Here is a 23,114-nt window from a genome sequence, read left to right as displayed (position 1 = left end):
CATCAGTCGCTGCTTTTGGAGCGGCGGGCGTTCCAGTCCTCGCGCGTAAGTTCCCAGATTTCGGTTCGCCTTGGGCCGCAGACGAAGCGGCGCTCCTCGACATCGATGATGCGCGCTCCCTGTTTCTCGGTCACGCGGCGCGACGTGACATTCTCCAGGGCTTTCGCGACGACGAGCCTGTCTTGCCCAAGGACGTCGAACCAGTAGTCCGTCACCGGGACGCAAGCCTCCGTCATGAGGCCCTTGCCCTGCCATGGCAAACCGAGCCAGAAGCCGCGATTATCTTTTTTTTCGGTTCGCAGGTCCACGGCGCCGATATGGTGATCCGGGCCGCCCTTCAGCCAAAGGGTCCAGCTCCAGAACGTGCCATCGGCGATGTTCGGCAGTGCGACTTCGCGGTAAAACGTCTCCGCGCCGCCCTCGGGATAGGGCCATGGCACGCGGTCGCTCAGATAGCGGACGATCTCCCAGTGAGGAAACAGCGTCTGCGTGGTGGGCGCGTCCTCCAGCCGAAGCGGCTTCAACAAGAGGCGAGATGTTTCAAAGATCGGGATCATCGCGAAAACTTTGACAAGCAGTCTCGTCGATACGATCCATCACCTGTAATGCGCAATACAGCGAAAGACTATAGCGCGCGCCGATGCAATAGGGTTTTGAACAGGCTTGATCGTTCGCCCGTCCCTTGACTTGCCGCTGCGATCCCGTGCGGGTCGGTGCGAAGACGTTACAGGCTGGCCCGGTTCAACGCGCGTGGCGGAATACGTGTCCAGTCGGCGCCGAGCGACAGCATGCGCGGAAGCATGTACGCGGCGTTCATTGCCAGCTTCTGTCCCATCGGGCTGACGAGCAGGCGCGACAAGGCCGTCGCACGGCGCAACTGGGCGGACAGATCGCGCGCGAGCGCGTCCTGAAATGCTTCAGCCCCACCGCCCGAAAGATAGATGCCTGCGGCGCGATGCGCGGAGTGAAGCGCGATCGACATGCCGTCGCCCGAGAAGGACGGAATGACGGCGGCCTGATCGCCGATGCGCCAGAGCCAGCCGTTCGAGCGCGCGAGGAAGCCGTAAGGCAGCCCCGCTATGGCGAGCGGCCTTTCGGAGAGGCACTCCGCGCCTGCGAGCCTGCGTCCGGCGTGCGGGGCCTCATGTCGGAGCGCATGGAACAAGGCGTCCCATGAGCCATAGCGATCGGCGTAAGTGTCCTTGCGAACGATGAGACAGAGATTGGCCCGGCCACCCTCGACCGGCTGAAGGCCGGCATAACCGCCGCGAAACAGGACAAGCTCGATATGGCCGGACAGCGCATCCGCTTCTTCGGGGCGAAGCCGCCAATAGGTCTTGAACGCGAGGCACTCCGGGTGCGCGCCGCGCTCGCGCTTGAAATCCTTGATATCGTGCTTGCCGCTGGCGAGGAACGACGCATTCGCGAACACCTCGCTTCCGCGTTCGGGCTGAAGCGCGAAGCCGTTCATCGTGCCGGTCACGCTCTTTACACGCACCCCGCGCCGGATTTCCGCGCCCGCGTCCGCCGCAAGCCGCAGCAACGCCTCGTCGAGCACGCGCCGGGAAAGGCTTCGCGCTTCGAATGGGAGCGGCGCGGAGACCGGCTCGCCCGTCCCAGCGAGACGGATGCGGCTCAGCGTCAGCGCGCCCAGCTCGTCCACCGGAAGACCCAGCGCCTCAAGATAGCCGACGCCCTCATGGCTCAGGAATTCGCCGCAAACCTTATCGTGCGCGCCGGATTCCTTTTCGAACAGCACGACGCTGCGACCGGCTCGCGCAAGATGGGTTGCAAGGGCGGCCCCAGCCGGGCCGCCGCCGATTATCGCCGCATCGTAATTCATGACGTGGCGTCCGTGACCCGCGTGACGCAGAGCCGGAATGGCGTCCATGCCTCGATGCTTGCGGCGCCGGGCGAGAGCCCCGCCTCGGCCAACAGACCCTGCCAGTCCCCGCGCCTGAAGGCGTTTGCGACCGATACGGGGCCATCGTGGCGCATGAAGCGATGCTGCCGCGTCGCAAAGAATGCGGCCTTGAGAAAATAATAGGGCAGCGGATGGCGCTTCAGATCGTTGACGATCCAGCCGATGCGCGCCGTTTCCTCCATCCAGCGAATGAAACCCACGAGTTCCGGTCCCGGCAGATGATGGGTGAACAACGAAGACATGACGATATCGACCTCGAAATCGGCGCGAAAGTCGAACAAATTTGCCGTGAGCCATGTGATGGGCCGGCCCGGCGGCGTGGCTTCCGCTGCGGCGCGCGCAGCTAGAGGATTCATGTCTACCCCGAGGAAACGGGCCTCGACGCCGTTTTTCTGCGCCCAGCGATCAATTTTTCGCGACATGTCGCCGTAACCGCTGGCGGCGTCGATCACAACGAGCGGTCGGTCTTTCGGAAGCCGTCCTTCGCGCTTGAGCCGCCGGAAAAAGGCGAGCGTCGGGCGATAGGCGAGCGACAGCTCGTTGGCACGCGTCAACTGCCGCAGCACCGCGCGATGTTCCTCGAACGGCACCTCTTCATGATCCATCAGTTCCGGCGTCGTGCCCCGCTTCGAAAAATCGGGCATTGCAATCTACACAGCCTCGAACAGCATCGTTTCGGCGGTCAGCCCCGGCCCGAACGACATGGCGCAGCCTTTGGCGCCCGATCGCGCTTCCTCAAGAATGGACTTCAGCACGAAAAGCACGGTGGCGGACGACATGTTTCCGAAGTCCTTCAGGGTTCGCCGTGAGGCATCCAGTGCGGTGATCGGCAGGCGGAACGCACCCTCCACGGCGTCGAGAATGGCGCGACCGCCCGGATGGACGGCCCAAAGCTCGATGTCCTTCGTCTTCCAGCCGTTGAGGATCGCATCGGCAGCGCGGTTGATCGCTTCGCCGACCGAAGACGGGATCCGGGTCGACAGCACCATGTCGAAGCCGTGATCGCGGATGTGCCAAGCCATCTGGTCCGCTGCCTCCGGCATGACGGTTGCGTAAAAGCGCTCCATCGAAAGGCCCTTCGGCTCGGCGCTGACGAGCGCCGCCGCCGCGCCGTCCGCGAACAGGAGAAACGGCATCATCTCCTCAAGCTCCTGCGTCTCCTGGAAATGCAGCGTGCAGAGTTCGATGCTGACGACAAGCACCCTGGCGGACGGGTCCGAGCGCACGATGTGGCGTGCGAGTTTCAGCGCGTTGATGGCGGCATAGCACCCCATGAAGCCGACGATGGTGCGCTCGACGGAAGGATTGAGCTCGAGGCGGCTGACGAGTTGCAGGTCGATGCCGGGGGCGGAGAAGCCGGTACATGACGTCACGATCAGGTGCGTGATCTCGTGCGTCGCGGCGCCAAGGTCGAGACGCTCCACCGCGCGCTCGGCGAGGATCGGCGCTTCGATCTCGTACTGGCGCATGCGCTGGCCGGTGGTGGGGAAATTGCCGGGTGCGTAGAAGACCTCGCCGTTGATCGAGGCGCCGACGCGATCCTCGGACGGGACGACACACGAGAAACGTCTTTCGATCTGTCCCATCTGCACGAGGCGGTCGAAAATCGAGCGCTTGCGCTGATCTTTCAGTATCTGCCTCTGAAATTCGATGAATGCTTCGTGAACCTGCTGGGGCGGGACTGCGGTCGCGATCTTGTTGATGTAGGCCACGGACAAGGTAAACCTTTCAGGAATCGGCGTTGACCATAAAAAGACAAAATTTTACCCGCTGAAATTGTCCTCCTGTTATAGGTCCACTTACGGGATGGCAGAAACAACCAAGCCCTGCCGCGCCGCGACAGGATGCGCGATCCCAATCACCCCGAAGAGACGGGCCGGTCACCAGAGCGGAAAGCTCGGTATCGCCGCATGTTCCGCGAGGTAGAAAAGATGATACATCGGAGACCGCACAAAATATTCTCTCTCGTCGCGTTTTGCGGCGGATTGCTCTGCGTCCTTTTAGCCGTGCTGCCCGCGCGCGCCGCCGAACCGACACAGGACGGCTTTCGCGCGTGGGTGGCGTCGTTCCGGCAGACGGCGCTCGACGCGGGCGTGAAGCCCGAAATCTACGACCGCGCGACGCGCCCGCTTACGGCGGATTTCAGCCTGCCCGATCTCGATATCGGCAACCGAAAGTCCCAGGGCGAGCAGCCGGAATTCGTGCGCACGCCCGAGCAGTACGTTTCCGAAAAACAGATGGCCAGTGTTCTCGTCAAAGGCCGCGACCTCGCCGCGCGCCATGAGAAGGTGCTGGCGGACCTGAAGAAACGCTACGACGTCGACCCGTACATCATGCTTGGCCTTTGGGGCCGCGAGACCGCCTTCGGCACGCAGCATGACGGATATAGCGGGCTTCGTGTGCTGGCGACGCAAGCCTATATCGGCAGGCGCGCGGAGCTGTTTCAGAAACAGTTCGTCGACGCGCTGAAGATGGTGCAGATCGGGGCGATCACGCCCGAGAATTTCAAGACGTCCTGGGCAGGCGCATTCGGGCTCGTGCAGTTCATGCCGACGGATTATCTGAAATACGCGGTGGAGCCGGACGGACGGAAGCTCGACATCTGGAACAAGGTGCCGGACGCGCTGACGGCGCTTGCGCGCAACCTTCACGCCATCGGCTGGAATGCCAGGGAACCTTGGGGCTTCGAGGTGCGTGCACCGGAAGGCGTCGATTGCAGCCTCGGCTATCTCGACGTGACGAAATCCGTTGCCGAATGGGAGCGTTTGGGCGTGCGCCCGCTGAAGGGCGAGCGGTTCCCGGACGCGGTGCGCGGGTTCGAGGTTTCGCTGCTCCAGCCAGCCGGTATCTATGGCCCGGCGTTTCTCACGACTCAGAATTTTCAGGCGATCCGCGAATATAACAAGAGCGACCTTTACGCGCTCTATGTCGCCCATCTTGCAGACCGCATCCGCGGGCTGGGGCCGTTCGCCAAGGCGTGGGAGCCGATCCGACAGGTTCACACGGCCGACGTGGAATTCCTGCAGAAGCGGCTGACCGGGCTCGGGCTCTATGCCGATACGGTGGACGGCAAGGCTGGCGGACGCACGCGCGCGGCGGTGGGCGCCTATCAGAAGCGGGCGGGGCTTCCGCTCACCTGCTGGCCGACCGAAGCCATCGTTGCGCATGTAAAGGCTAACGCGGGCAAGGCCACGCTGAACGAGCGCCAATAACAGCGGCAGCGGCGGCAGAGACCGCCGCTTGCCCGCTCAGTTCATATACCAGCCGTGGCTGACGACGAGCGACTGGCCCGTGAGCGCGTTCGTCGGGAAGGCCGCGAAGAACAGCGCCACCTCGGCCACGTCTTCCATGGTGGTGAATTCCTTGTCCACCGTCTGACCGAGCATGATGCGCTCGACGACCTCCTTTTCGGAAATGTTGAGGCGCGCGGCCTGCTCGGGGATCTGCTTTTCCACGAGCGGCGTCTTCACGAAGCCCGGACAGATGACGTTGGTGCGCACGCCATGGCCGGCGCCTTCCATCGCGATCACGCGGGCAAGCCCCTGAAGGCCGTGCTTCGCCGTCACATAGGCCGATTTCAGAGCGGACGGCGCTTTGGAGTGCACCGAGCCCATGAAGATGATCGTGCCGGAATTCTGCCTGTACATATGCGGCAGGCATGCCTTCGACGTAAGGAACGCGCCGTCGAGGTGGATTGCGAGCATCTTCTTCCAGTCCGCGTAGGGGAAGTCCTCCACCGGATGCACGATCTGCACGCCCGCGTTGGAAACGAGGATGTCCACCGTGCCGAAGGTCTCCACCGCCTTCGCGACGCCCGCATTGACGGCGTCTTCGCTCGTCACGTCCATTTCGAGCGCGATTGCCTTGTCCGGCCCGCCGAGCGAACGCGCTGCCTGTTCCGCCGCGTCGAGCCTCACATCCGCGATGGCAACGCGCGCGCCCGCTTGCACATAACGTTTCGCGATTGCCAAGCCGATGCCGCCCGCCGCGCCGGTGACGATGGCGATTTTTCCGTCGAGTTCCATATTGTCTCCCCGCTTTGGCGTGAGTTGGGATTGGTGCCGTGCAAACGCAGAACTCATGAGAGCGCTGGCCGCTCCGGCGCCCTCAATAAAGAGGCAACGGGAAGTAGCGCAGCATCAGTTCTTCATACCGTCCGGATGCCTTGACGCGGGCGAGCGCATAATCCAGCACCTCGCGAAGGCGCGTGTTGCCCTTCTTCACGGCTATGCCGACACCGTCGCCGAAATAGCGCGCCTCCGTATAGCCGCCGCCCTTGAACTCGCAGCAGCGGTTCGCGTCGGTGCCCTGAATCCAGAACATCGCCGAGATGCCGTCGCCGAAAAGGAGGTCGACGTCGCCCGCCTTGAGCGCGCCTCGCGCGTCGGCGGCGGTGTCGAAGGGCACGATCTTCGCGCCGTCGAAGAAGTCCCGCAGAAACGCCTCATGGGCCGAGCCCCTGACGACGGCGACCTTCTCGCCCTTCAGAGCCTCCACCGAAACCTCGCGGAACAAGGCGCCGGTCCGGCCGACGAAGCGCGCGGGCGTCATGTAGTAGCGGTTGGTGAAGTCCACATCGGCGATGGTCTTGCCGTTGATGGCCATAGAGGCAATCACCGCATCCGCTTCGTTCGCCTTGAGCGAGGGCACGAGGGTGGACCATTCGGCGGCGGAGATATCGCAGTCGATAGAAAGTTCGCGGCAGATCGCGCGGGCAAGGTCGATGTTGAACCCGGTGAGTCGGCCTTCCTCGTCGTAATAGTTGAAGGGCGGATAGTCCGCTTCGGTCAACACGCGAAGCTGCGGCAGCCAGGACCAGTCGGGCTTCGGGCCGACCTGGATATCGCGCAGCTTCTGCGCGTTGTCGGCCTTCTCGTTCGTTTCGGGTGTGCCCTCTGCCGCGAGCACGGTCACCGCGAAAAGAACGCAGAAAAACACCGCGATAAGGCGGAGCGCCCTGCGCGGCGGCAACAGTCTGGAGGTAAACATAGACCGCAACCTTCGGTTTATGGACAGGTCGATGGCGTAACGGTTCTTCTTCATTTCATGGTATGTGTATTGCGTAATGTGAAAAAATGGACATCGCTCAAGCCTTCGTCCCGTACGAATGGAAGCATACTCTTTCCGAAATTGCCCACGCAAGCGGGAGCAGCGGCAGCTGCGCCAATCGCGATGCGGATACGACCGACATCGATCGCAGTTTTCTCATCGCACTCGGCGCCTCGCCGGATCTGATCCGCAGGATTGAGAACGATGCGGCTCGCGCCCGCGTCGGCCTTGTGCAGGCGGCGGTGGCGCAAGGTGCGATCCGCGCTCCCGATCTTGCGGCGCGACTATCTAGGTCGCTCGAACTTCGTAAAGCGGGCGCTGGCGAAGCGACGCGCTTTTCCGAAGCGGTCGGCGACGCATGGCGCCTGTTCGATACGCCTGTGCGGCTTTCGGCCTGGGGCCGCGACTTCATTGCCGTCGATGGCGAGACATTTTCGCCGGCCGCACTCGCGGCACTCGCCCGGCGCCTCGGGCCGAAGCGCGAGAGCATCATGCTTATGACACGTCAGGAAATCATAAACGCGATGACGCACTCGCATGGCCGCGTACTCGTCGAAAGCGCGGTGCGGGGGCTCATCAAGACGCGGCCGGAGTGGAGCGCGAAGGCGGGCCTTGCCGCTTGGCAGCTCTATTTCGCTACGGTGGCGGCGGGGCTCGCGCTCGGCGCGGTCGCATTCGCGCCCGTCGAAACGGTGACGCTCGCCTCGGCGATGCTGTCGATCTTCTTCCTGCTCACCATCGCGCTCCGGGCCGCCGCCGCGATCAACATCGCCTTGCCGCGCCCGAAGGTCATGGAAGCGCGTCTCCTGACCGATGCCGAACTGCCCCGCTACACGGTGCTCGTGCCGCTCTACAAGGAAACGGCGGTCCTGCCGCATCTGGCGCATGCCCTCGCAAGCCTCGATTATCCCGCCGCCAAGCTCGACATCAAGATCGTGCTCGAAGCGTCCGACCGCGAGACCATCGAAGCAGCCGAAAGGCTCGCCCTTCCCGGCAATATCGATCTCGTCGTTGTGCCGGACCGCGAACCGCGCACGAAACCGAAGGCCCTGAACTACGCGCTTCATTTCGCGCGAGGCGAATTCGTCGTGATCTACGACGCGGAGGACCGCCCCGAACCGGACCAGCTTCGCAAGGCCGCGACAGCTTTCGCGCGGGCGCCCGCCGGTCTCGTCTGCCTTCAGGCCCGTCTCGACTATTACAACGCGCGGGAGAACTGGCTGTCGCGTCAGTTCACCATCGAATATGCGACCCTCTTCCGGGGGATTCTGCCGCTGCTCGCGCGCTTCCGCCTGCCGCTGCCGCTCGGCGGCACGTCGAACCATTTCCGCGCGGCTGCGCTTCGCGAGATCGGCGCGTGGGATCCATACAACGTGACCGAGGACGCCGACCTCGGGATGCGGCTCGCGCGGGCCGGCTATCGCACCGGCACGCTCGAATCCACGACGTGGGAGGAAGCCTGCTGCCGCCCGATGCCGTGGATCAAGCAGCGCACGCGCTGGCTCAAGGGCTGGATGCAGACCTTCGGCGTGCACATGCGCAACCCGCGCCAAGCGATGTCCGAACTCGGTGTGGCCGGCTTTCTGTCGTTTCATGCCTATTTCGCAGGGATCATCGTTTCCGCGCTGGCGCATCCGGTGTTCTACATCCTGATGCTTTGCGAGGCGTTTCAGGGTGGGCTTTTTGCCGGAGGAGGCGCGGCGGAAGAATTCCTTCTCTGGATCGCCGTGGTGAATTTCGTCGGCGGCTATGCGGCGAATATCGCGCTCTCGGCGTCAGCCATCCGCGGCACGCGCCACAGGCATCTCATGCCGCATGTCCTGTTCATACCCCTCTACTGGCTGTTCGTGTCGGCGGCGGCGTATCGCGCCTTGTGGCAGCTTTTCCACGCGCCGTTCCACTGGGAGAAAACCGAACACGGCGTGAGCCGCGTTGCCAGGCCCTTTCCTGTCTGACGGCCCACGCGTGCCCAAACGCCCCCGGGAACATATGCGGGCTTTCGCGTTCGTTACGAATCAGTTAATCTGAACAAAGGGTTGAGTATCGGAGGACGAATTCGCAAACGACGCGGGCCGCGCATTATGACGATAAAGCGAGATGACGCGCGACTGCCGCCGCAGGCGAATCCGAAATGCCTGAAACCGATTTCGCCGGTCGAGATCGTTGTGGCGCATGTCGGCTCGCGCCGAGACGGTTGTCCGAAGGCCGAGGCGCTCGATGCGCTGGCCGAATTCTCTCTCGCAGAACCCGCACTGGAAGCCGCCATCGCGTCCCGCGCCATTATCGAAGACGGCAGCGTGCTGCGCGCCGCACAGTCCGCATCGGCCAGCTGGGCGGATGCCAGGCGCGCGCTTGCGCTCAAGGCGCTCGGTGCCGCCGAAGCCGCAAACGGCGTCCGCCCCCGCGCCGACCTCGGAGCCGTGGCGCTGCGCACGCTCTACGGCCTCGACATGCGCGCGGTGTCGCCGTCGCGCGGCGAAGTGCGCTGCGAGCTTCTGCGCCTGATTCTTCTCGCACTCGGGGACCGTTTCACCATCCATCTCCTCCGGCCTCAGCGGTCGTTTTCCTTCGATCCGATGAGCCGCCGCATCTATCTCGCCTTCGCCGGCCTCGACTCGGGTACAGTGCTCGAAGCCGATGCCGCCCTCCTGTCGTCGGCCTTCAAGGGCCCGGCGGGAACTCTCGCCGATCTCAGCGCAACGCTCATCCGGGCCGCGCTGAAAGCGGAAGAGAAGGGGGCGGCCGAGACGAAGGAGGCATTTCGCTTGGACGGATTCGCCGACTCGGTCAGGAAGCTCGCCCTGCACCTTGAAACCCGGCCTTATATTGGCCGTGTCGCGATCGCACAGGTTTACGATGCCGGGCTTGCCGCCGGGCTCGCGCTTGGCACGCTCGACGAATTCAAGCAACATCTCGCCGAGGCCGCGCGCGAAGGGCTTCTCGACCTCGAACGGTACGACATCGCCGGCCCCCTCGACCCGAACTTGAAGGAACGCTCCCGCCTGCGTCTCGGACGCGACGAACGCCACTTCATCGTCAATCAATGGATGTAACGCGACAATCATGGATCTCCGCCTCAAGGCTTTCGAAAGCCCCGAATTCGACCGCGTTTTCAGCGCTGTAGCCTCGCTCGCCGGAGCGGCGGACGAAGAGCGGCTGGACGTGGCCGAAATCGAGACCGACGCGGACGAGGGGCTTTCGTCGATTGTCGCGCAGGCTCGCGCGCAGAACCCGGACCCGGCCTCGCGCGTGATGCTCATCAAGGGCGCGACCGGCACCGGCAAGACGCACACGCTCCTCACCGCCATCCGGCGCATGCATCAAGGCGGCGGCGTCTACGCGGCGCTCTTCCCGATGGTGGATCTCGTCGCGGAGAAGGATCTCGATGCGTGGCTGCTGCGGGCGATCGTCTCGCGCCTGTCGGAACGCTACCTCGTGGATGCCGGCGCGCCGTCGCCGCTGACGCGCCTCGCCGCCTCGCTCCTCCAGCGCGGCGACCCGGCGCTCGTGACCCAGTTCTGCCGCGAGGTGCTCGACGAACACGGTGACATCCGCGATTTCGACCTTCGCCCGCTCATCGTTTCCATTCGCGCCGCGCTCCAGCGCGAATCGCATTTGCCGGTGCCGTCCGAAACCTTCGTCACGGCGCTGCTCGGGGCTGCGGCGGGCGACGACGATTCCTTCTCCTATCTGCGCGGTCAGCCGCTGAATGTCAGCGTCGGCGGCGTGCGTCTCATGCAGGGCGTCGAGGATTATATCCCGCGCGGCCACATCGATGCGCTTGTCCACGTCATCGGTGCGACAGGCGGCACGCTGTTCCTCGCGTTCGATCAACTTGAACAGAGCCGCGTGGCGGGATGGGAGCAGCGCCTGCGCCATCTCTTCAGCCGGGGCGCGCTTCTGGCCGAGACGCTGCCGCCGCTTGCCGTTGCCTATGCCGTGCTGCCAGCGCTTTACGACACCATCGCAGACGGCATCGACGGCTCGATCCGCGACAGGCTGGAGCGTTTCGGCGCGATGCCGGTGCGCCTGAAGCCGCTCGGTCGCCGTCAGGCCGAGTCGATGCTGCGTCGGCGGCTGATGGAGCTTTTTGCCCGAACCGGGGCGAAGCTCGATCCGGCCGAGCCGCTTCATCCTTTCCCGGCCTGGATGATCGACGAACTCGGCGCCCAGACGCCGCGCTATGTCTTCGAACTGATCCAGCAATTCCGCCGCGTCTATCTTCAGATCGGGCGTATTCCCGATATCGATGACATGCCGCCGCCGCCCGCGCCGCTTGTCGAAACGCCGCCCGTTGTTTCCGCGCCGGCCGCGCCCGGCATCAATTTCGACGACAAGTGGCATGGAGAACTCACCTCGCGTGTGGTTCAGCCGTCGGTCGGCAACGGGCTTCAGCAGGCGGAAATCCTCGAATGGGCCGTGCAGGCCTGTGCGCCGGAGATCGATGGGGTCGATGCCATCAAGACGCGGCGCAGCGTGCGCGGCCGAACCGGCACCGTGGTCATCGAAGCCGATTTTCAGAAGGACGGGCAAAGCATCGAGCGCCGCGAGATCGCGCTGTGCAACGAGGGACGCGGCGCGCCGCTGGCCGAGGAAATCCGCAATTTCCTGCGCAGTGTGAACGGCTCGCGCCCGGTGATCGTGCGTCCGCGCGGCGGACGCCTGCCGAAGACGGGCCGCTTCATCGCGCCGCTTCTGCGGGAAGCCGACGACTTGCAGGGGATCGTCGTGCCCCACTTCGAAATGCTGTGCTGGGAGCGGCTCGATTCGGCCCGCCACTTCTTCCGCATGTGCAAGGATCTGCCGGGCTTCGAGGATTGGCAGCGGGAATCGCGGCCGCTTACGAAGGCGGTTTCGCTGTGGGACATCGTGCAGTTTCCCTATGTGGGCGCGCCCGCCGAAGACGAGGACGAAGCTGCGAGCGAGAAGGAGAAGGCAGCCGCGCTGAAGGAAGCGCCGCCGCCGCCTCCGGCCCCGCCGCGCCGCCGTCAGCCTTCCGCGCCCGCCGTCATGCTCGGCACCCATGAGGACGGCGGCCCGATCCACTGGGCGCCCTTCGAGACCGAAGCGAAGCTTCTGAACTTCGGCATTCTCGTCACGGGCGATCCGGGCTCGGGCAAGACGCAGACGCTGAACGTGCTGATCGATGGCGTGGCGAGCCTCGGCTATCCGATCTGCATCTTCGACTTCAAGAACGACTATTCCGAACGCAGCTTCGTGCAGGCCATCGGGCTGAAGGTGCACGACGTGCGTCGCTTCGGCATCCCATTCAATCCGCTCATGCCGTCCGCCAGCGAAGACGGTCTGGCGCAGCCTATCGAGCACATCTTCACCATCACGGGCGTGCTGAAGCGCGTCTTCGGCCTGGGCGACCGGCAGACGGCGATCCTGCGCGACGCGATGAAGGAGGCTTTCGAGCGGCGCGGCATCAATCCCCAGCGTTGGGTCGAGGCGGAGTCCATTCGCCCGCCCAGCTTCGATGATGTCGTGGCTATCCTCGAAGAGCAGAAGGAGGCCAAGAACCCGCAGGCGATCAGCCTTCTCGACCGCATCGCACCGCTGTTCGAACTCGGCCTGTTCCCGAAGTCGGACGAATTGCCGGTGCCGTTCGAGGCGATGCTCGACGAGCGGCTGGTTCTGTCGCTGTTCGCACTGCCGACGGACGAGATCAAGGCCGCGCTCGCCGAACTCATCATCATTCGCCTGCACGGCGTGCTTTTGCGCCGTGTGCAGCCCCGCAAGCTGACGCGCCTTCTGGTGGTGGACGAGGCGTGGCGCGTCGCGAACTCGTCGCACCTCGAAAGCCTCGCGCGCGAGGGCAGGGCGTTCGGCGCAGGCATCGCCATCGGCACGCAATATCCGGGCGATCTGCCGCCGGATCTGTCGGGCGCGCTCGACACCAAGATCTATCTGAAAAATCAGCAGCCGGATCACAAGAAGGCGGTGGTGCGTGCGCTATGCGGGGCGAACACCGGTCCCGAAGCTGCACATCTCCATGGCGTCCTGGAACGCCTCACGCAATTCGAGGGGCTGATCCAGAACCAGCATTATCTCCCCTATGCGCGGTTCCGGCTTCTGCCCTATTTCATGCGCACCGCGCAGAGCACGAAAGCTGCCTGAACGGCATCGCGGTTTCGATGGCAACAATGTGGCGATGTCGCAACATGAGCCAAGATCTCGCCATGATTGCGCGAATGTGAACTGAAGTAATTTTTTTGTAACATAAGGCTCACGAATCAGTCATCGTCCGCTGTGTTTCACAGTCAATGCATGTCCGTTGTGCGGCGTATTCCCGGACGGCGCGTGCGGGTTTCGGCTTGAGTTTATCGCCGGCCTGCTGAGGGCAAAAAGGAATGCTTGCTGCAACGCTTGCGCGCGACGCAACCGCGTTACTTCACGATTCGGGCGCTTCTCGAATTCTTCTCGGTGGCAAATCTTTCGTCGCCGATCCAACCGGCGCTCTCTACTGGCCTGCGGAAAATACGCTCATCGTCGCAGACCTGAAGCTGTCTCAATGCTCATACCTTGAGGGCGATGACGTCGTCCTTCCGCCTTACGATCAGGCATCCGCCTTTGAAAAGCTTGAAGACGCGCTTGACCGCTACGACCCGCTTCGCGTGGTGGCGCTCGGCAACAGCTTCGCGGTGCATTCATCCTGTGCGCTGGCCCATCATCAGCGCGACTGGCTTCAGGACATGATGGAAGGCCGCGACTGGTATTGGGTGACAAACGACCTTACCGAGACGCCCGACGTGGGTGGAACGCTCGTGCCGCAGCTCATGCTGGGCGGCATCAAGTTTCGCGGTGAGCCTGTGCGCGCGCCCATCGCGAACGAGATCGCAGGCGGCCTGCATCCGGTCGCGCAGGTTTCGCATTACGGGCATATGGTGCGCGGCCGCTGCTTCGTCTCGAACGGCATGCGCATGGTGCTGCCGTCGCTCGGCGACTACTCGCACGGCAACAATGTGCTGAATTCCGCGTTCGACCCGCTTCTCGGGCAGGGCGGGCTTTATGTCTGGTTCATCGCGCAGGAGCGCGTGAATCCGGTGGCGTCGCCGCAGCTCATGGAAGACCGCGCGGCCTGAAGATTTCCGAATGCATGGGGGCATGCCAATCCCGGAGGCGCACGCGCTTCCGGGATTTTTTTGCGGCAATCGCCTTATGTCCTGCGACCGGTCAGAAACGACGTTGCGCCACCGACCGCCGCCGCGAGCACAACCGCGATGACCCCGTAAAGCCACGGATGTTCCGAGGCCGCAGACGAAACCCTCGCCTCGATCCCGATCTTGCGCAACCTTATGCGCGCCGTCGCATCGCCGACAACCTTTCCCCCCTGCAGCACATAGAAATGCGCCACGTAAAGCCCCGGTCCGGCGGCAGCGGGCAGGAATGTCTTCGTCCTGAACAGGCTGACGCCGAAAAAGTCGATGGCGCGCGCCTCCTCCACGAACAGCCCCGCTGCCTTCTTCTGACGTATGAGCGCCGCCTCGAATTCCGACCGGGTGAGTTTCGACGGCGGGTTCTTCTGTTCGTCGCGAATCGGCAGACTCAAGACGTCGATCCCCAACTCGAACCTGTCGCGTTCCTCAACGGGCGCGATCTCGCCGAGGGGGCGCGTGGAAAGAACGGAGAAATAGTTCGGTACGCCGTCGAAGATCAGGCGTTGCGAGTTCACCCACAATCCCGCGCGCCGATCCTTTTTCCAGACGATGACAGGCTGAACGGGGCCGCGAAGCGTCACCGCGACGTCGAAAGGCTCGCTCTTCAGCCGGTCCCGGTCGACGGCGCCGAACAGCACGATGCTCGTGCCGTCATAGCTGGGTTCGATGTAGAACTGATTTTGCGCGGCGCCCGCCTCGATGAGGTTTGCCGAGGCCGCTGCGCCGGTGCTGAATGCGGCCATTGCGAGCGTGGCCGGAAGGGCGATCCGTCTCAGTTCGTGCGCAACTGCGGCGATAATGCCTCGCATGTCAGAACCCGGCGCTCGTGACGCTGAAGATTTCGCCTGGCATGACAAGATTGACGCCAAGCCTCAGGCCGACCGCGAGCACGAGCAGCGCCAGCAAGAGCCGCAGTTCCTCCGCCCGAAGCTTCTGCCCTGCTGCCGCACCGACCTGCGCGCCGAACGCGCCGCCGAGCATCAACAGGAGGGCGAGCGCAATGTCGACGGTCTGATTCATGGCGGCCTGAAGGACCGTCGTGATGGCACTGACGAAGATGATCTGGAACAGGGAGGTGCCAACCGCGACATTGGTCGGCACATGCAGGAGATAGATGAGGATGGGCACGAGGATGAATCCGCCGCCGACGCCCATGACGCCGGACATCACGCCGACGAGCACGCCCGCCAGTACGGGCGGGATGGCGCTGATATAGAGCTTCGATGCCGGAAAGCGCGTCTTGAAGGGCAGGCCGTGCAACCAGCCGTGCCGCCCCGTGCGCTTCGCAGATGGCTGGCCGCGCCTCACCTTGCGTAGCGCGCGCAGGCTCTCGACCAGCATCATGGAGCCGACCGCGCCCATGAAAACGACATAGAGAAGCGAAACGAACAGGTCTACTTGTCCGATCTGGCGCAAATAGCGAATGATGAGCACGCCCCCGAAAGCGCCGACCGCGCCGCCGCCGAGCAGAAACAGGCCGAGCTTCGTGTCGAGGTTCTTGCGTCGCGCCTGCGCGATCGTACCGGTGATCGATGACGCGATGAGCGGGTTTGCACCCGTCGCGACCGCAACGGCACTCGGCACCCCCGCGAAGATCAGAAGCGGGGTCATGAGAAATCCGCCGCCAACGCCGAACATCCCGGACAGGAAGCCGACCGCGCCGCCGAGCCCGAGCATGAGCAGCACGTTGACCGGCAATTCGGCAATGGGGAGATAGATCTGCATGAGAGATCGGAACCGGCACGAGGCGGCTGGAAGCTATGGCGGTTTTAGCGGAGAGGGCGAAAATCGTCACGCGAAAAGCCGAGGCGCTTGCCGCAGCCTTTGGGGCGGCGTCTCCTGAAAGGTGGGAAGCCCGTGTTCCGACCGAGTTGCGTCACTCCGAAGGGTCGCAGCCATCTTGCGATTCTGGACGCTTGGGGGCGCGGCTATCCGGCAGAACGGGCGAACGTTCGACACCGGTCGGCGAAAAAGGCTCAGCTGCGCCCGGCGCCGTTCGCCACACGCGGCCATTGCTGCACCGAAGGCTGCCAAGTCCCCGCTTTTTCCTGCGCGGCCTGCGTCTCCGCCGCCGAAAGCAGATGCTTGACGCGTTCGGCAGCGCGGATCGCCTCCTTGTCTCCCTCGCGCGAGGCGACCTCATACCAGAAGAAGGCCTTTTGATAATCCTTGGCGACGCCGAGCCCACGTTCGTAAAGCAAAGCCAGGTTGAACTGACTGTCGGTCAATCCGGCTTGGCCAGCGGCGGTAAAGAGCGCTGCCGCCTGCTTGTAATCATCGGGCGTTTCATGTGCCGTCAGCAGCACGGCGAGGTTGTGCATGGCTCGCACATGACCGGCGGCGGCTGCACGGCGATAGAGGCCCACGGCCTGGTCTTCACTCTTCGGAACGCCGGCACCGCGTTCATACAGCGAAGCGAGGACGAATTGCGATTCGGCGTGGCCCTGTTCGGCCGCGCGCGCGAGCCAGCGGGAAGCCGCTGCGGGATCGCTCTGGCCGTTTTCTTCCCTCAGAAAGCGGCTTGCGATCCGAAACTGGGCTTCACGGTCGCCACGGCTCGCTGCGTTCGTCAACTCCTGCAGGTCTTCGTTCCTGAGCGGCTCGCCATCCTGATCCGAGGCGGACAAAAGCGAGGGAAGGAAGTGCGTGGTTGTCGGCGATTTCGACAAGGAGGCGCGATTCTGCGCGTTTGCGTCGGCTGTCTTTGGCGCCAGCAGCGGTTGCGTCTCCTGGGGAGCTGCGAGTTGCGCGATGCCGGTCCGGGCGGCGCCCGGGATCTGCGAGGCGGGTCGCTTTGCCTGATAGTGAAGATAGTAGAGAACGGCGCTGGCGATCAGAAGCACGATGGCGACGATCGACAGTCCGACCAGAGGCAACGTCTTGTCGTCGTCGGAGAAAAGCGAACCCTTGGCGCCTTGTTGCTGCCGTTCCCCTGCTTCTTGGCCGGTCGCCTGCAGCCTCCGATCCGCCTCTTCGAGTTGGCGCAACAAATTCGCATTCGCCCCTGTAGCCGGGCGGCTTGTGATGGAGCCGAGCTGCGGCTTTTGTGTCGGCGCAGATCCGAAATCGGCGTCCGGCCGCGTATAGGCCGGAGCGCCCGAGGCGATGGGCATGTGAACACCGGCCCGACGTTTCTGGGCAGGCGGCGGCGCTGGCGTCGAAGCCGGCGGCGTAAAGGCTGCGTTGATCCGGTCTCCCAACTGATCGCGCTCTAGAAACAGGCGGAGCGTATCATGCACGCGTTCCAGCGCGGCGGCTGTGCGTTCGCCGCTTTCACGGGACTGGGCGTTGAGCGCGCGAAGTTCGTTTTCAACGCGGCCTATGCCGCCGACATCGCCGGTCTCGTGAAGGGCCGCCGCGATGTGTTCGGCGGTCACGACAGCGGCTCGCGACGCGGCCACGGCAACCGTCTGGCCAAGCTCCCTGACAGTGTGCCGCGCGGCCGTCTCAAAGCCATCCCTTGCTGCTTCGGCGCGGCCGGTCGCCGCGAGAATTTCCTTTGCGGCAAGCGCGATGCGCTCCGCGTCGGATGACGTCTGCTTGCGCGTGGCGTCGAGCGAGCGCGAGAGATCCTGAAGTTTCGTCTCGACCGCGACCATGGTTTGCTCGCCGGGCATTGCCTCGGCAAGCCGATCGACCCGCGCGATGATTTCCGCGAGCCTTTCGTTGATGGAGACGATTTCGCTCTTGTCGACTTCCTGCCGTACGAAGGCGGATTTAAGCTCGGAGAATTTCTGTTCAAACCATGCGAGTTCCGCTGTCTGGCGCGGCGCGGCGGTCTCACCGGTGCGCACGAACGGCTCTGAATGCGGGGCTTCGGCGACGTTGGGCAACGAAAACTCGCCGAGGCGCGATGTCAGCTCGTCCATCGGCGGAAAGCCCTTCGGCCGCGGCGCGCGCATCTTTTCGAGATAGGCGTAAAGCTGCGATTCCGCCTCTCTGTCGTCGTCGAACAGCGCGTAAGGAGGCGTTTGCTCCTGACTGGGAGAACGCTCGGCGGGCGACGGGGGGGGATCGATGCGGGGAAACGGAGAACTGCGCTCGCCATCGGGCACGACGTCCCACGCCGCGCGCCTGTCGCGGGTGTTTTCGACATCGAGGTCGCCGTTTTCCAAGCGGCCTTTTTTCACGTTGTCCTGTCCCGCCATACCGATGGAAACACGCTCGTCGCCTTTTGGCCCTGAGCCGTACGTCGAAGTGAAAATCCCGAACCGCAACACGATACGCGCATGCGTCTCTCTCTAGCAGACGAACTGCAAACATGAGGTAAACGCACGGTAAAAACAGGATAAATTGTCCCGGAGAGCTTTCGGGAGCCTGCCGCCAATCGAGCTTCGAATCACGCTGGCGCAGCCGTGAAAGCGAGGAGGATTCTGCGCCGATTCCCCCCCGTTTGCCAGCGATGGAGTTCCCATTGGGCCAATTAGCCGAAGACCGAGTCCGGGATGCAACGCCGGTGACTGCGTGCGCGGCTTGAGCGAGGACACGACGTCAGAGTTTGCGCATATTGGTTACCATATGGCGCCGGGGATGGATCTTCAGGTTCGGAAAAACCTCGGGGAGCCAAGGGGCTAGCGGGCGTTTGCACTCTGGTAAGGTTAAGACAAGGTTGAGGATCGCATTTGTCTCAAGATGAGATAAACGTCGATTGAAAGCTGTTCGGCTGCGGTGACGGTCGAACGGAATGCGTCTTGATTTTCGAGTACGGGTGCCATGTTTACGATATTGCTGGCGGAAGATGACGATTCGATGCGGCGTTTCCTGTCTAAGGCTCTGGAGCGCGCGGGCTATGAGGTGGTGTCTTACGACAACGGCGCGGACGCGCTTGAGGGGTTGAAGGAGAAGCGGGTCACGCTCCTTTTGACGGATATCGTCATGCCGGAGATGGATGGCATCGAGCTTGCCAAGCGCGGTGCCGAACTCGACCCGGAAATGAAGATCATGTTCATAACGGGCTTCGCCGCGGTCGCGCTTCAACACTACAAGGAAGCGCCCGAGAAGGCGCGCATCCTGTCGAAGCCGATCCATCTGAAGGATCTGGTGCGCGAGGTGGATCGCATGCTGGCTGCCTGATCGGCGGCCGGTCGCGCCTTTCTCCCGGCAGCAGAGCTGGCCCGATGCGAACAGCGGGTTCGAGCGAACTATGGTATCGGCTTCGCTCGAACTCAATTGCCGGTGGTCGCAGGTTCCGGCGCGGCTGCCTTCTTGGGCAGGGCCAGCTCTTCCCGCAGCGTGACGTAGTTCAGGAAGTCGGTTTCGGACAGTGTGCCGAGAAGCGTCGTCCCTTCGAGCACGGCGAGATGGCGGCTGCTGTTTGCCTGAAGCTTGCGCAGCGCTTCGAAGGCTGTTGCCGTCGGAGCGACGACGGTGCCGAAGGTGAACGGCTCGGCGATCGCCCGCACATAGGTTTCGGGCCACTCCGCCTCCGGCACTCGCCTGATCTGCTCGGGGCCGATGAAGCCGAAAGCCCGGCCGCCTTCCGTCACGACGACGAATTTCCGGTTGTGCGGGTAGATCGTGTCCCGGACGAGCTGCTCGACGGTGAGGTCGGGAGCGACCGTCACAGGGCTGCGCTCCATAAGGTCGTCGACGTGGACGCCGCGCAGGTTCTCGGCCGCGTTGTTTACGCCGCGTGCCTGCGAAGCCGCTGCTGCGACGAACAGGCCGATGAGAAGCAGCCACGTGCCGCCCATCATGTTGCCGTTTACGATCTGCAACAGCCCGATCACGACGAGGAAAGCACCGAAAACCGACCCGAACGACGCCGAGATACGCGTGGCGCGCCTCAGATTGCCTGTCCGCCACCAGATGAGCGAGCGCATGATGCGCCCGCCATCGAGCGGAAACGCCGGCGCGAGGTTGAACAGCGCGAGCATCGTATTCGCCAGCGCCAGAAACGAGAACACGCCGGACGCGGCGGGATGTGCGGCCGCGGATTCAACCATGAGGGCATAAAACAGGGCTGCAAGGCCGACGCTCGCCACGGGGCCCATGAGCGCCACCCAGAACTCGGCGCGGGGGGTTTTCGGTTCCTGACGTATCTCCGCGACGCCGCCGAAGATGAACAGCGTGATGTCGCCGACGGGAAGGCCGAAGCGGCGTGCCACGTAAGCATGGGCGAATTCGTGCAGGACGATCGAGATGAAAAGGCCCGCCCCACCCGCTATGCCCATAGCCATGTACAGATAGGAGTTCTGATGCGGCACCACGCCGGGGAAATACCGCGTTGCCAGGGTCACGACGAGGTAGAAGGCGAGAAAAAACCACGTGACATCGATGACGACGCGGAAGCCGAGAAGCGTGAAAAGATTGAACCGTGCCGCGAACATGTGTGCTCCAAAGCGGGGATCGGCGGCGCAGATGTAACCGCCCGCTCACGATATGTGAAACGGTGTGCCGCGAAGTTCAAGCGTTTCGAGAGCGCACCCAGTCGCGCACCGTTTCCTCAACCCATGCGGCGGCGAAAGAAACGCTCGGAACGCGTGCTCTTTCGGGATGGATCATAAGCCAGGCGTGACGGTCCGCAAAGACGGGTTCGCCGAGAACGACGGCAAAACGCGGATCGTCGCACGCGAAGCGTTCGGGAAGCATCGCCTCCGCGCCCATCGAAAGCGCGGCTTCCGCCACGATGTCGAGCTTGTTGGCGGTGAAGGCGACACGCGCCGCCGGCCGCGCCTTCTCCAGCGCCTGCATCTCCGCCACATGCGCGAGCGCGTTGCCGTAACGGATGACGGGGAGATCGCCTCCGCTTGCGAGATGCGCGGGCCTGTAGAGCCGGAAGCGGATCGCGCCGATTTTCCTGACGAGGGTTGTATCCTCCGCTGTTCGCCCGAACCGCAGCGCGATGTCGGCTTCGCGCCTCGTAAAGCTCAGCGCCTGATCGTCGGCGACGAAGTCGAGCACGATGCCGGGGTGTCGTGCCGCGAAGATGCCAAGGGAGGGGGCCAGCACGCGGGCCAGGATGAAGCCGATGCTCGTCACGCGGACATTGCCTTGAACCTCCGCTTTCGCACGCTTGAGGGCTGCGACCGCGAGCGCGGCTTCCTCCGACATCGCCCGAAGTCTGCCGAGCGCGGTTTCGAGCGCGGGGGTCGGAATGTGCCTGCCATCGACGCGATCGAAAAGCGCCGTGCCGATGCGCCGTTCGAGCGTCTTCAGCCGGCGGGCGACGGTGGTCTGGTTCACGCCGAGGACGCGCGCCGCCGCGCTCAACGTGCCGAGCCCGGCGATATGCGTGAGGATTTCGAGATTGGCCCAACGCTCTGCATCCATGCAGATACTACTCCGAATAATGCGGATTTCCGGCATTTTTGAAGAGCAATATCATGAGCCGAGGCTTTGCAAAGGAGGTTTGTCATGCCGTTGCCCGCCACAGATGCGCCGCTCACGCTCTTTGACCTGTCCGGCCTCAGACCGACGCCGCCGCGTTTGTCCGATGCCGTCGTGATCCTCATCGATGCGCAGAACGTCTATCGTGCCGGGCCGCTCAGGCTCGCGGGCATCGACGAGGCCGTCGAGCGCGCGGGGGTTCTGCTGGCCGAAGCGCGGCGCGCGGGCGCGAAGATCGTGCACATCGCCCATCGCGGGCCTGCGGGCAGCCCGTTCGACCGCGAGGCTGAAAGTGGGGCTTTCATGCCCGACCTTGCGCCGCTGCCGGGCGAAGCGGTCGTCGAGAAGACGCTCGCGAACGGGTTTTACGGGACGAACCTCGCCGAGCATGTCGGCAGTGCGGGTGCAAAGATCGTCATTGCGGGCTTCATGACGCACAATTGCGTGTCGTCCACGGTTCGCGCGGCGTTCGATCATGGCCATGAGATCACGGTGGCGGCCGATGCCTGCGCAACCCGCGACCTTCCGTTGGGCGGCGAGGTTGTTCCAGCGAAGGTGCTGCATGAAGCCGAACTCGCAGGGCTGGGCGACCGTCAGGCCTGCATCGCGACCGTCGGCGAGATCATCGCGGCTCAGTGATAGCCTTCGCCCTCCGTGACCTTACCCCGGAAGGTCCAGTAGACGAAGGCGGTGTAGCCGAGCACGAGCGGCAGGAACAGGAGCGCGCCGATCAGCGAGAAGATCTGCGATTCCGGCACGGCCGCCGCCTGCCAGAGTGTGATCGACGGGAAGACGAGATAGGGGAAGACGGAGATTCCGAGCCCGAGGAAGCAGAGAAGAAACAGCACCATTCCGCCGAGGAAGGTTTGCAGGCCCGAGCCCTTGCGCGCGCCGTGATAGGTGATGAGCGCGGTCACGGCGGTCAGGAACGGCACCGGCCAGAGCCAGACGATGTGCTCGCCGCGAAACCAGCGTTCGGCGATGTGGTCGGACATGAGCGGCGTCCAGAGACTCACCGTCGCCACGAAAAACAGCGTCGCGTAAAGCGCCCATTCCGCGTGGCGCTGCGACCGGCGGGCGAGATCGGCGTCTGTCTTCATCATCAGCCACGCGGAGCCCAGCAATATATAGCCCGCCATCAGCCCCGCGCCGCAAAGGAGCGAGAACGGCGTGAGCCAGTCGAACGTGCCGCCCGCGAATTCGCGGTTCTGGATGGTAATACCCTGCATGAACCCGCCGAGCACCACGCCTTGCGCGAAGGTGGCCACCGTCGAGCCGAGCGCGAACGCGCGGTCCCACCAGTGGTGATGCGGCTTCGACACGAAGCGGAATTCGAAGGCGACGCCCCGGAAGACCAGCGCGAGCAGCATCACGACGATCGGAATATACAGCGCGGGCAGGATCGTGCCGTAGGCGAGGGGGAAAGCGACGAGCAGTCCCGCGCCGCCGAGCACCAGCCAGGTCTCGTTGCCGTCCCAGTAGGGCGCGATGGCGTTCATCATGTGGTCGCGCTCCTCCTCGCTTGCGCCGGACAGGAAAAGCAGGCCGATGCCGAGGTCGAATCCGTCGAGCAGCACATACATGACGATGGCGATGCCGATGAGCGCGGCCCAGACGAGAGGCAGCCAATACGCAATTTCACCCATGGGGCG

The 23,114-nt window shown here is 63.9% G+C and carries 19 protein-coding genes; 7 read left to right on the top strand and 12 right to left on the bottom strand.

The genetic code is table 11. The features are described 5' to 3' along the window. Positions 1–2 precede the first annotated feature (2 nt). From EK416_RS10105 to EK416_RS10090, 4 genes are all read right to left on the bottom strand, one after another. On the bottom strand, positions 3–557 hold the full coding sequence (locus EK416_RS10105) for a GNAT family N-acetyltransferase (RefSeq protein WP_127077372.1): 555 nt from the start codon (positions 555–557) through the stop codon (positions 3–5). Positions 558–724: 167 nt separating this feature from the next. Next, positions 725–1,891: an NAD(P)/FAD-dependent oxidoreductase gene (locus EK416_RS10100; RefSeq protein WP_127077371.1), complete on the bottom strand. Its 1,167-nt coding sequence runs from the start codon at positions 1,889–1,891 to the stop codon at positions 725–727. Beyond that, on the bottom strand, positions 1,840–2,568 hold the full coding sequence (locus EK416_RS10095) for a methyltransferase domain-containing protein (protein ID WP_127077370.1): 729 nt from the start codon (positions 2,566–2,568) through the stop codon (positions 1,840–1,842). Before EK416_RS10095 ends, EK416_RS10100 begins: the two co-directional genes overlap by 52 nt. 6 nt (positions 2,569–2,574) lie before the next feature. Continuing rightward, positions 2,575–3,636 carry a type III polyketide synthase gene (locus tag EK416_RS10090; RefSeq protein ID WP_342634637.1) on the bottom strand — a complete coding sequence of 354 codons (1,062 nt, stop codon included), beginning with the start codon at positions 3,634–3,636 and terminating at the stop codon, positions 2,575–2,577. A 219-nt stretch (positions 3,637–3,855) separates the two neighbouring features. On the opposite strand from EK416_RS10090, the gene EK416_RS10085 reads away from it, so the two are divergent. Continuing rightward, on the top strand, positions 3,856–5,136 hold the full coding sequence (locus EK416_RS10085; protein WP_164729969.1) for a lytic murein transglycosylase: 1,281 nt from the start codon (positions 3,856–3,858) through the stop codon (positions 5,134–5,136). Between the two features lie 36 nt (positions 5,137–5,172). Here EK416_RS10085 and EK416_RS10080 read toward each other — a convergent pair whose 3' ends face one another. Beyond that, on the bottom strand, positions 5,173–5,949 hold the full coding sequence (locus EK416_RS10080) for a 3-hydroxybutyrate dehydrogenase (protein WP_127077367.1): 777 nt from the start codon (positions 5,947–5,949) through the stop codon (positions 5,173–5,175). An 82-nt stretch (positions 5,950–6,031) separates the two neighbouring features. Then, on the bottom strand, positions 6,032–6,913 hold the full coding sequence (locus EK416_RS10075; protein ID WP_127077366.1) for an ABC transporter substrate-binding protein: 882 nt from the start codon (positions 6,911–6,913) through the stop codon (positions 6,032–6,034). A gap of 86 nt (positions 6,914–6,999) precedes the next feature. On the opposite strand from EK416_RS10075, the gene EK416_RS10070 reads away from it, so the two are divergent. The 4 genes from EK416_RS10070 (at position 7,000) to EK416_RS10055 (ending at position 14,058) form a co-directional block, all read left to right on the top strand. Then, the gene (locus EK416_RS10070) at positions 7,000–8,928 is read left to right on the top strand and encodes a glycosyltransferase (protein ID WP_127077365.1); all 1,929 of its coding nucleotides are present in this window, start codon (positions 7,000–7,002) and stop codon (positions 8,926–8,928) included. A gap of 126 nt (positions 8,929–9,054) precedes the next feature. Next, complete coding sequence (locus tag EK416_RS10065) at positions 9,055–10,026, top strand: hypothetical protein (RefSeq protein WP_127077364.1); 972 nt, start codon at positions 9,055–9,057, stop codon at positions 10,024–10,026. 10 nt (positions 10,027–10,036) lie between these two features. Next, positions 10,037–13,093, top strand: coding sequence for a hypothetical protein (locus EK416_RS10060; protein ID WP_127077363.1), 3,057 nt, complete (start codon positions 10,037–10,039; stop codon positions 13,091–13,093). 233 nt (positions 13,094–13,326) lie between these two features. Further along, entirely contained in the window at positions 13,327–14,058 is a 732-nt protein-coding gene (locus EK416_RS10055) for a metallophosphoesterase (protein WP_127077362.1), read from the top strand. 74 nt (positions 14,059–14,132) lie between these two features. Here EK416_RS10055 and EK416_RS10050 read toward each other — a convergent pair whose 3' ends face one another. The 3 genes from EK416_RS10050 to EK416_RS10040 all read right to left on the bottom strand — a co-directional run bounded on the left by EK416_RS10050 (position 14,133) and on the right by EK416_RS10040 (position 18,248). Next, the gene (locus EK416_RS10050; RefSeq protein ID WP_127077361.1) at positions 14,133–14,942 is read right to left on the bottom strand and encodes a TIGR02186 family protein; all 810 of its coding nucleotides are present in this window, start codon (positions 14,940–14,942) and stop codon (positions 14,133–14,135) included. A 1-nt stretch (position 14,943) separates the two neighbouring features. Continuing rightward, positions 14,944–15,858, bottom strand: coding sequence for a sulfite exporter TauE/SafE family protein (locus EK416_RS10045; protein WP_127077360.1), 915 nt, complete (start codon positions 15,856–15,858; stop codon positions 14,944–14,946). A gap of 251 nt (positions 15,859–16,109) precedes the next feature. Further along, complete coding sequence (locus EK416_RS10040) at positions 16,110–18,248, bottom strand: tetratricopeptide repeat protein (protein WP_164729968.1); 2,139 nt, start codon at positions 18,246–18,248, stop codon at positions 16,110–16,112. A gap of 598 nt (positions 18,249–18,846) precedes the next feature. On the opposite strand from EK416_RS10040, the gene cpdR reads away from it, so the two are divergent. Further along, positions 18,847–19,206 carry a cell cycle two-component system response regulator CpdR gene (gene cpdR / locus EK416_RS10035; RefSeq protein WP_127077358.1) on the top strand — a complete coding sequence of 120 codons (360 nt, stop codon included), beginning with the start codon at positions 18,847–18,849 and terminating at the stop codon, positions 19,204–19,206. A gap of 92 nt (positions 19,207–19,298) precedes the next feature. On the opposite strand, the gene EK416_RS10030 is transcribed toward cpdR, so the two are convergent. Together EK416_RS10030 and EK416_RS10025 are read right to left on the bottom strand one after the other, a co-directional pair. Beyond that, positions 19,299–20,462: a site-2 protease family protein gene (locus tag EK416_RS10030; RefSeq protein ID WP_127077357.1), complete on the bottom strand. Its 1,164-nt coding sequence runs from the start codon at positions 20,460–20,462 to the stop codon at positions 19,299–19,301. Positions 20,463–20,538: 76 nt separating this feature from the next. After that, positions 20,539–21,405 (bottom strand): LysR family transcriptional regulator, encoded by an 867-nt coding sequence (locus EK416_RS10025; RefSeq protein WP_164729967.1) that lies wholly within the window; start codon positions 21,403–21,405, stop codon positions 20,539–20,541. An 84-nt stretch (positions 21,406–21,489) separates the two neighbouring features. Between EK416_RS10025 and EK416_RS10020 the strand changes: the two genes are divergently transcribed. After that, the gene (locus EK416_RS10020) at positions 21,490–22,101 is read left to right on the top strand and encodes a cysteine hydrolase family protein (protein WP_127077355.1); all 612 of its coding nucleotides are present in this window, start codon (positions 21,490–21,492) and stop codon (positions 22,099–22,101) included. Here EK416_RS10020 and cydB read toward each other — a convergent pair. Beyond that, on the bottom strand, positions 22,095–23,108 hold the full coding sequence (cydB, locus tag EK416_RS10015; protein ID WP_127077354.1) for a cytochrome d ubiquinol oxidase subunit II: 1,014 nt from the start codon (positions 23,106–23,108) through the stop codon (positions 22,095–22,097). The two genes, EK416_RS10020 and cydB, sit on opposite strands and share 7 nt — an antisense overlap. Positions 23,109–23,114 lie beyond the last annotated feature (6 nt).

The organism is Rhodomicrobium lacus, from assembly GCF_003992725.1.
Taxonomy (GTDB): Bacteria; Pseudomonadota; Alphaproteobacteria; order Rhizobiales; family Rhodomicrobiaceae; genus Rhodomicrobium; species Rhodomicrobium lacus.
The sequence above is the reverse complement of the archived record's forward strand: the minus strand, read 5'-3'. Positions and strand labels throughout refer to the sequence as shown.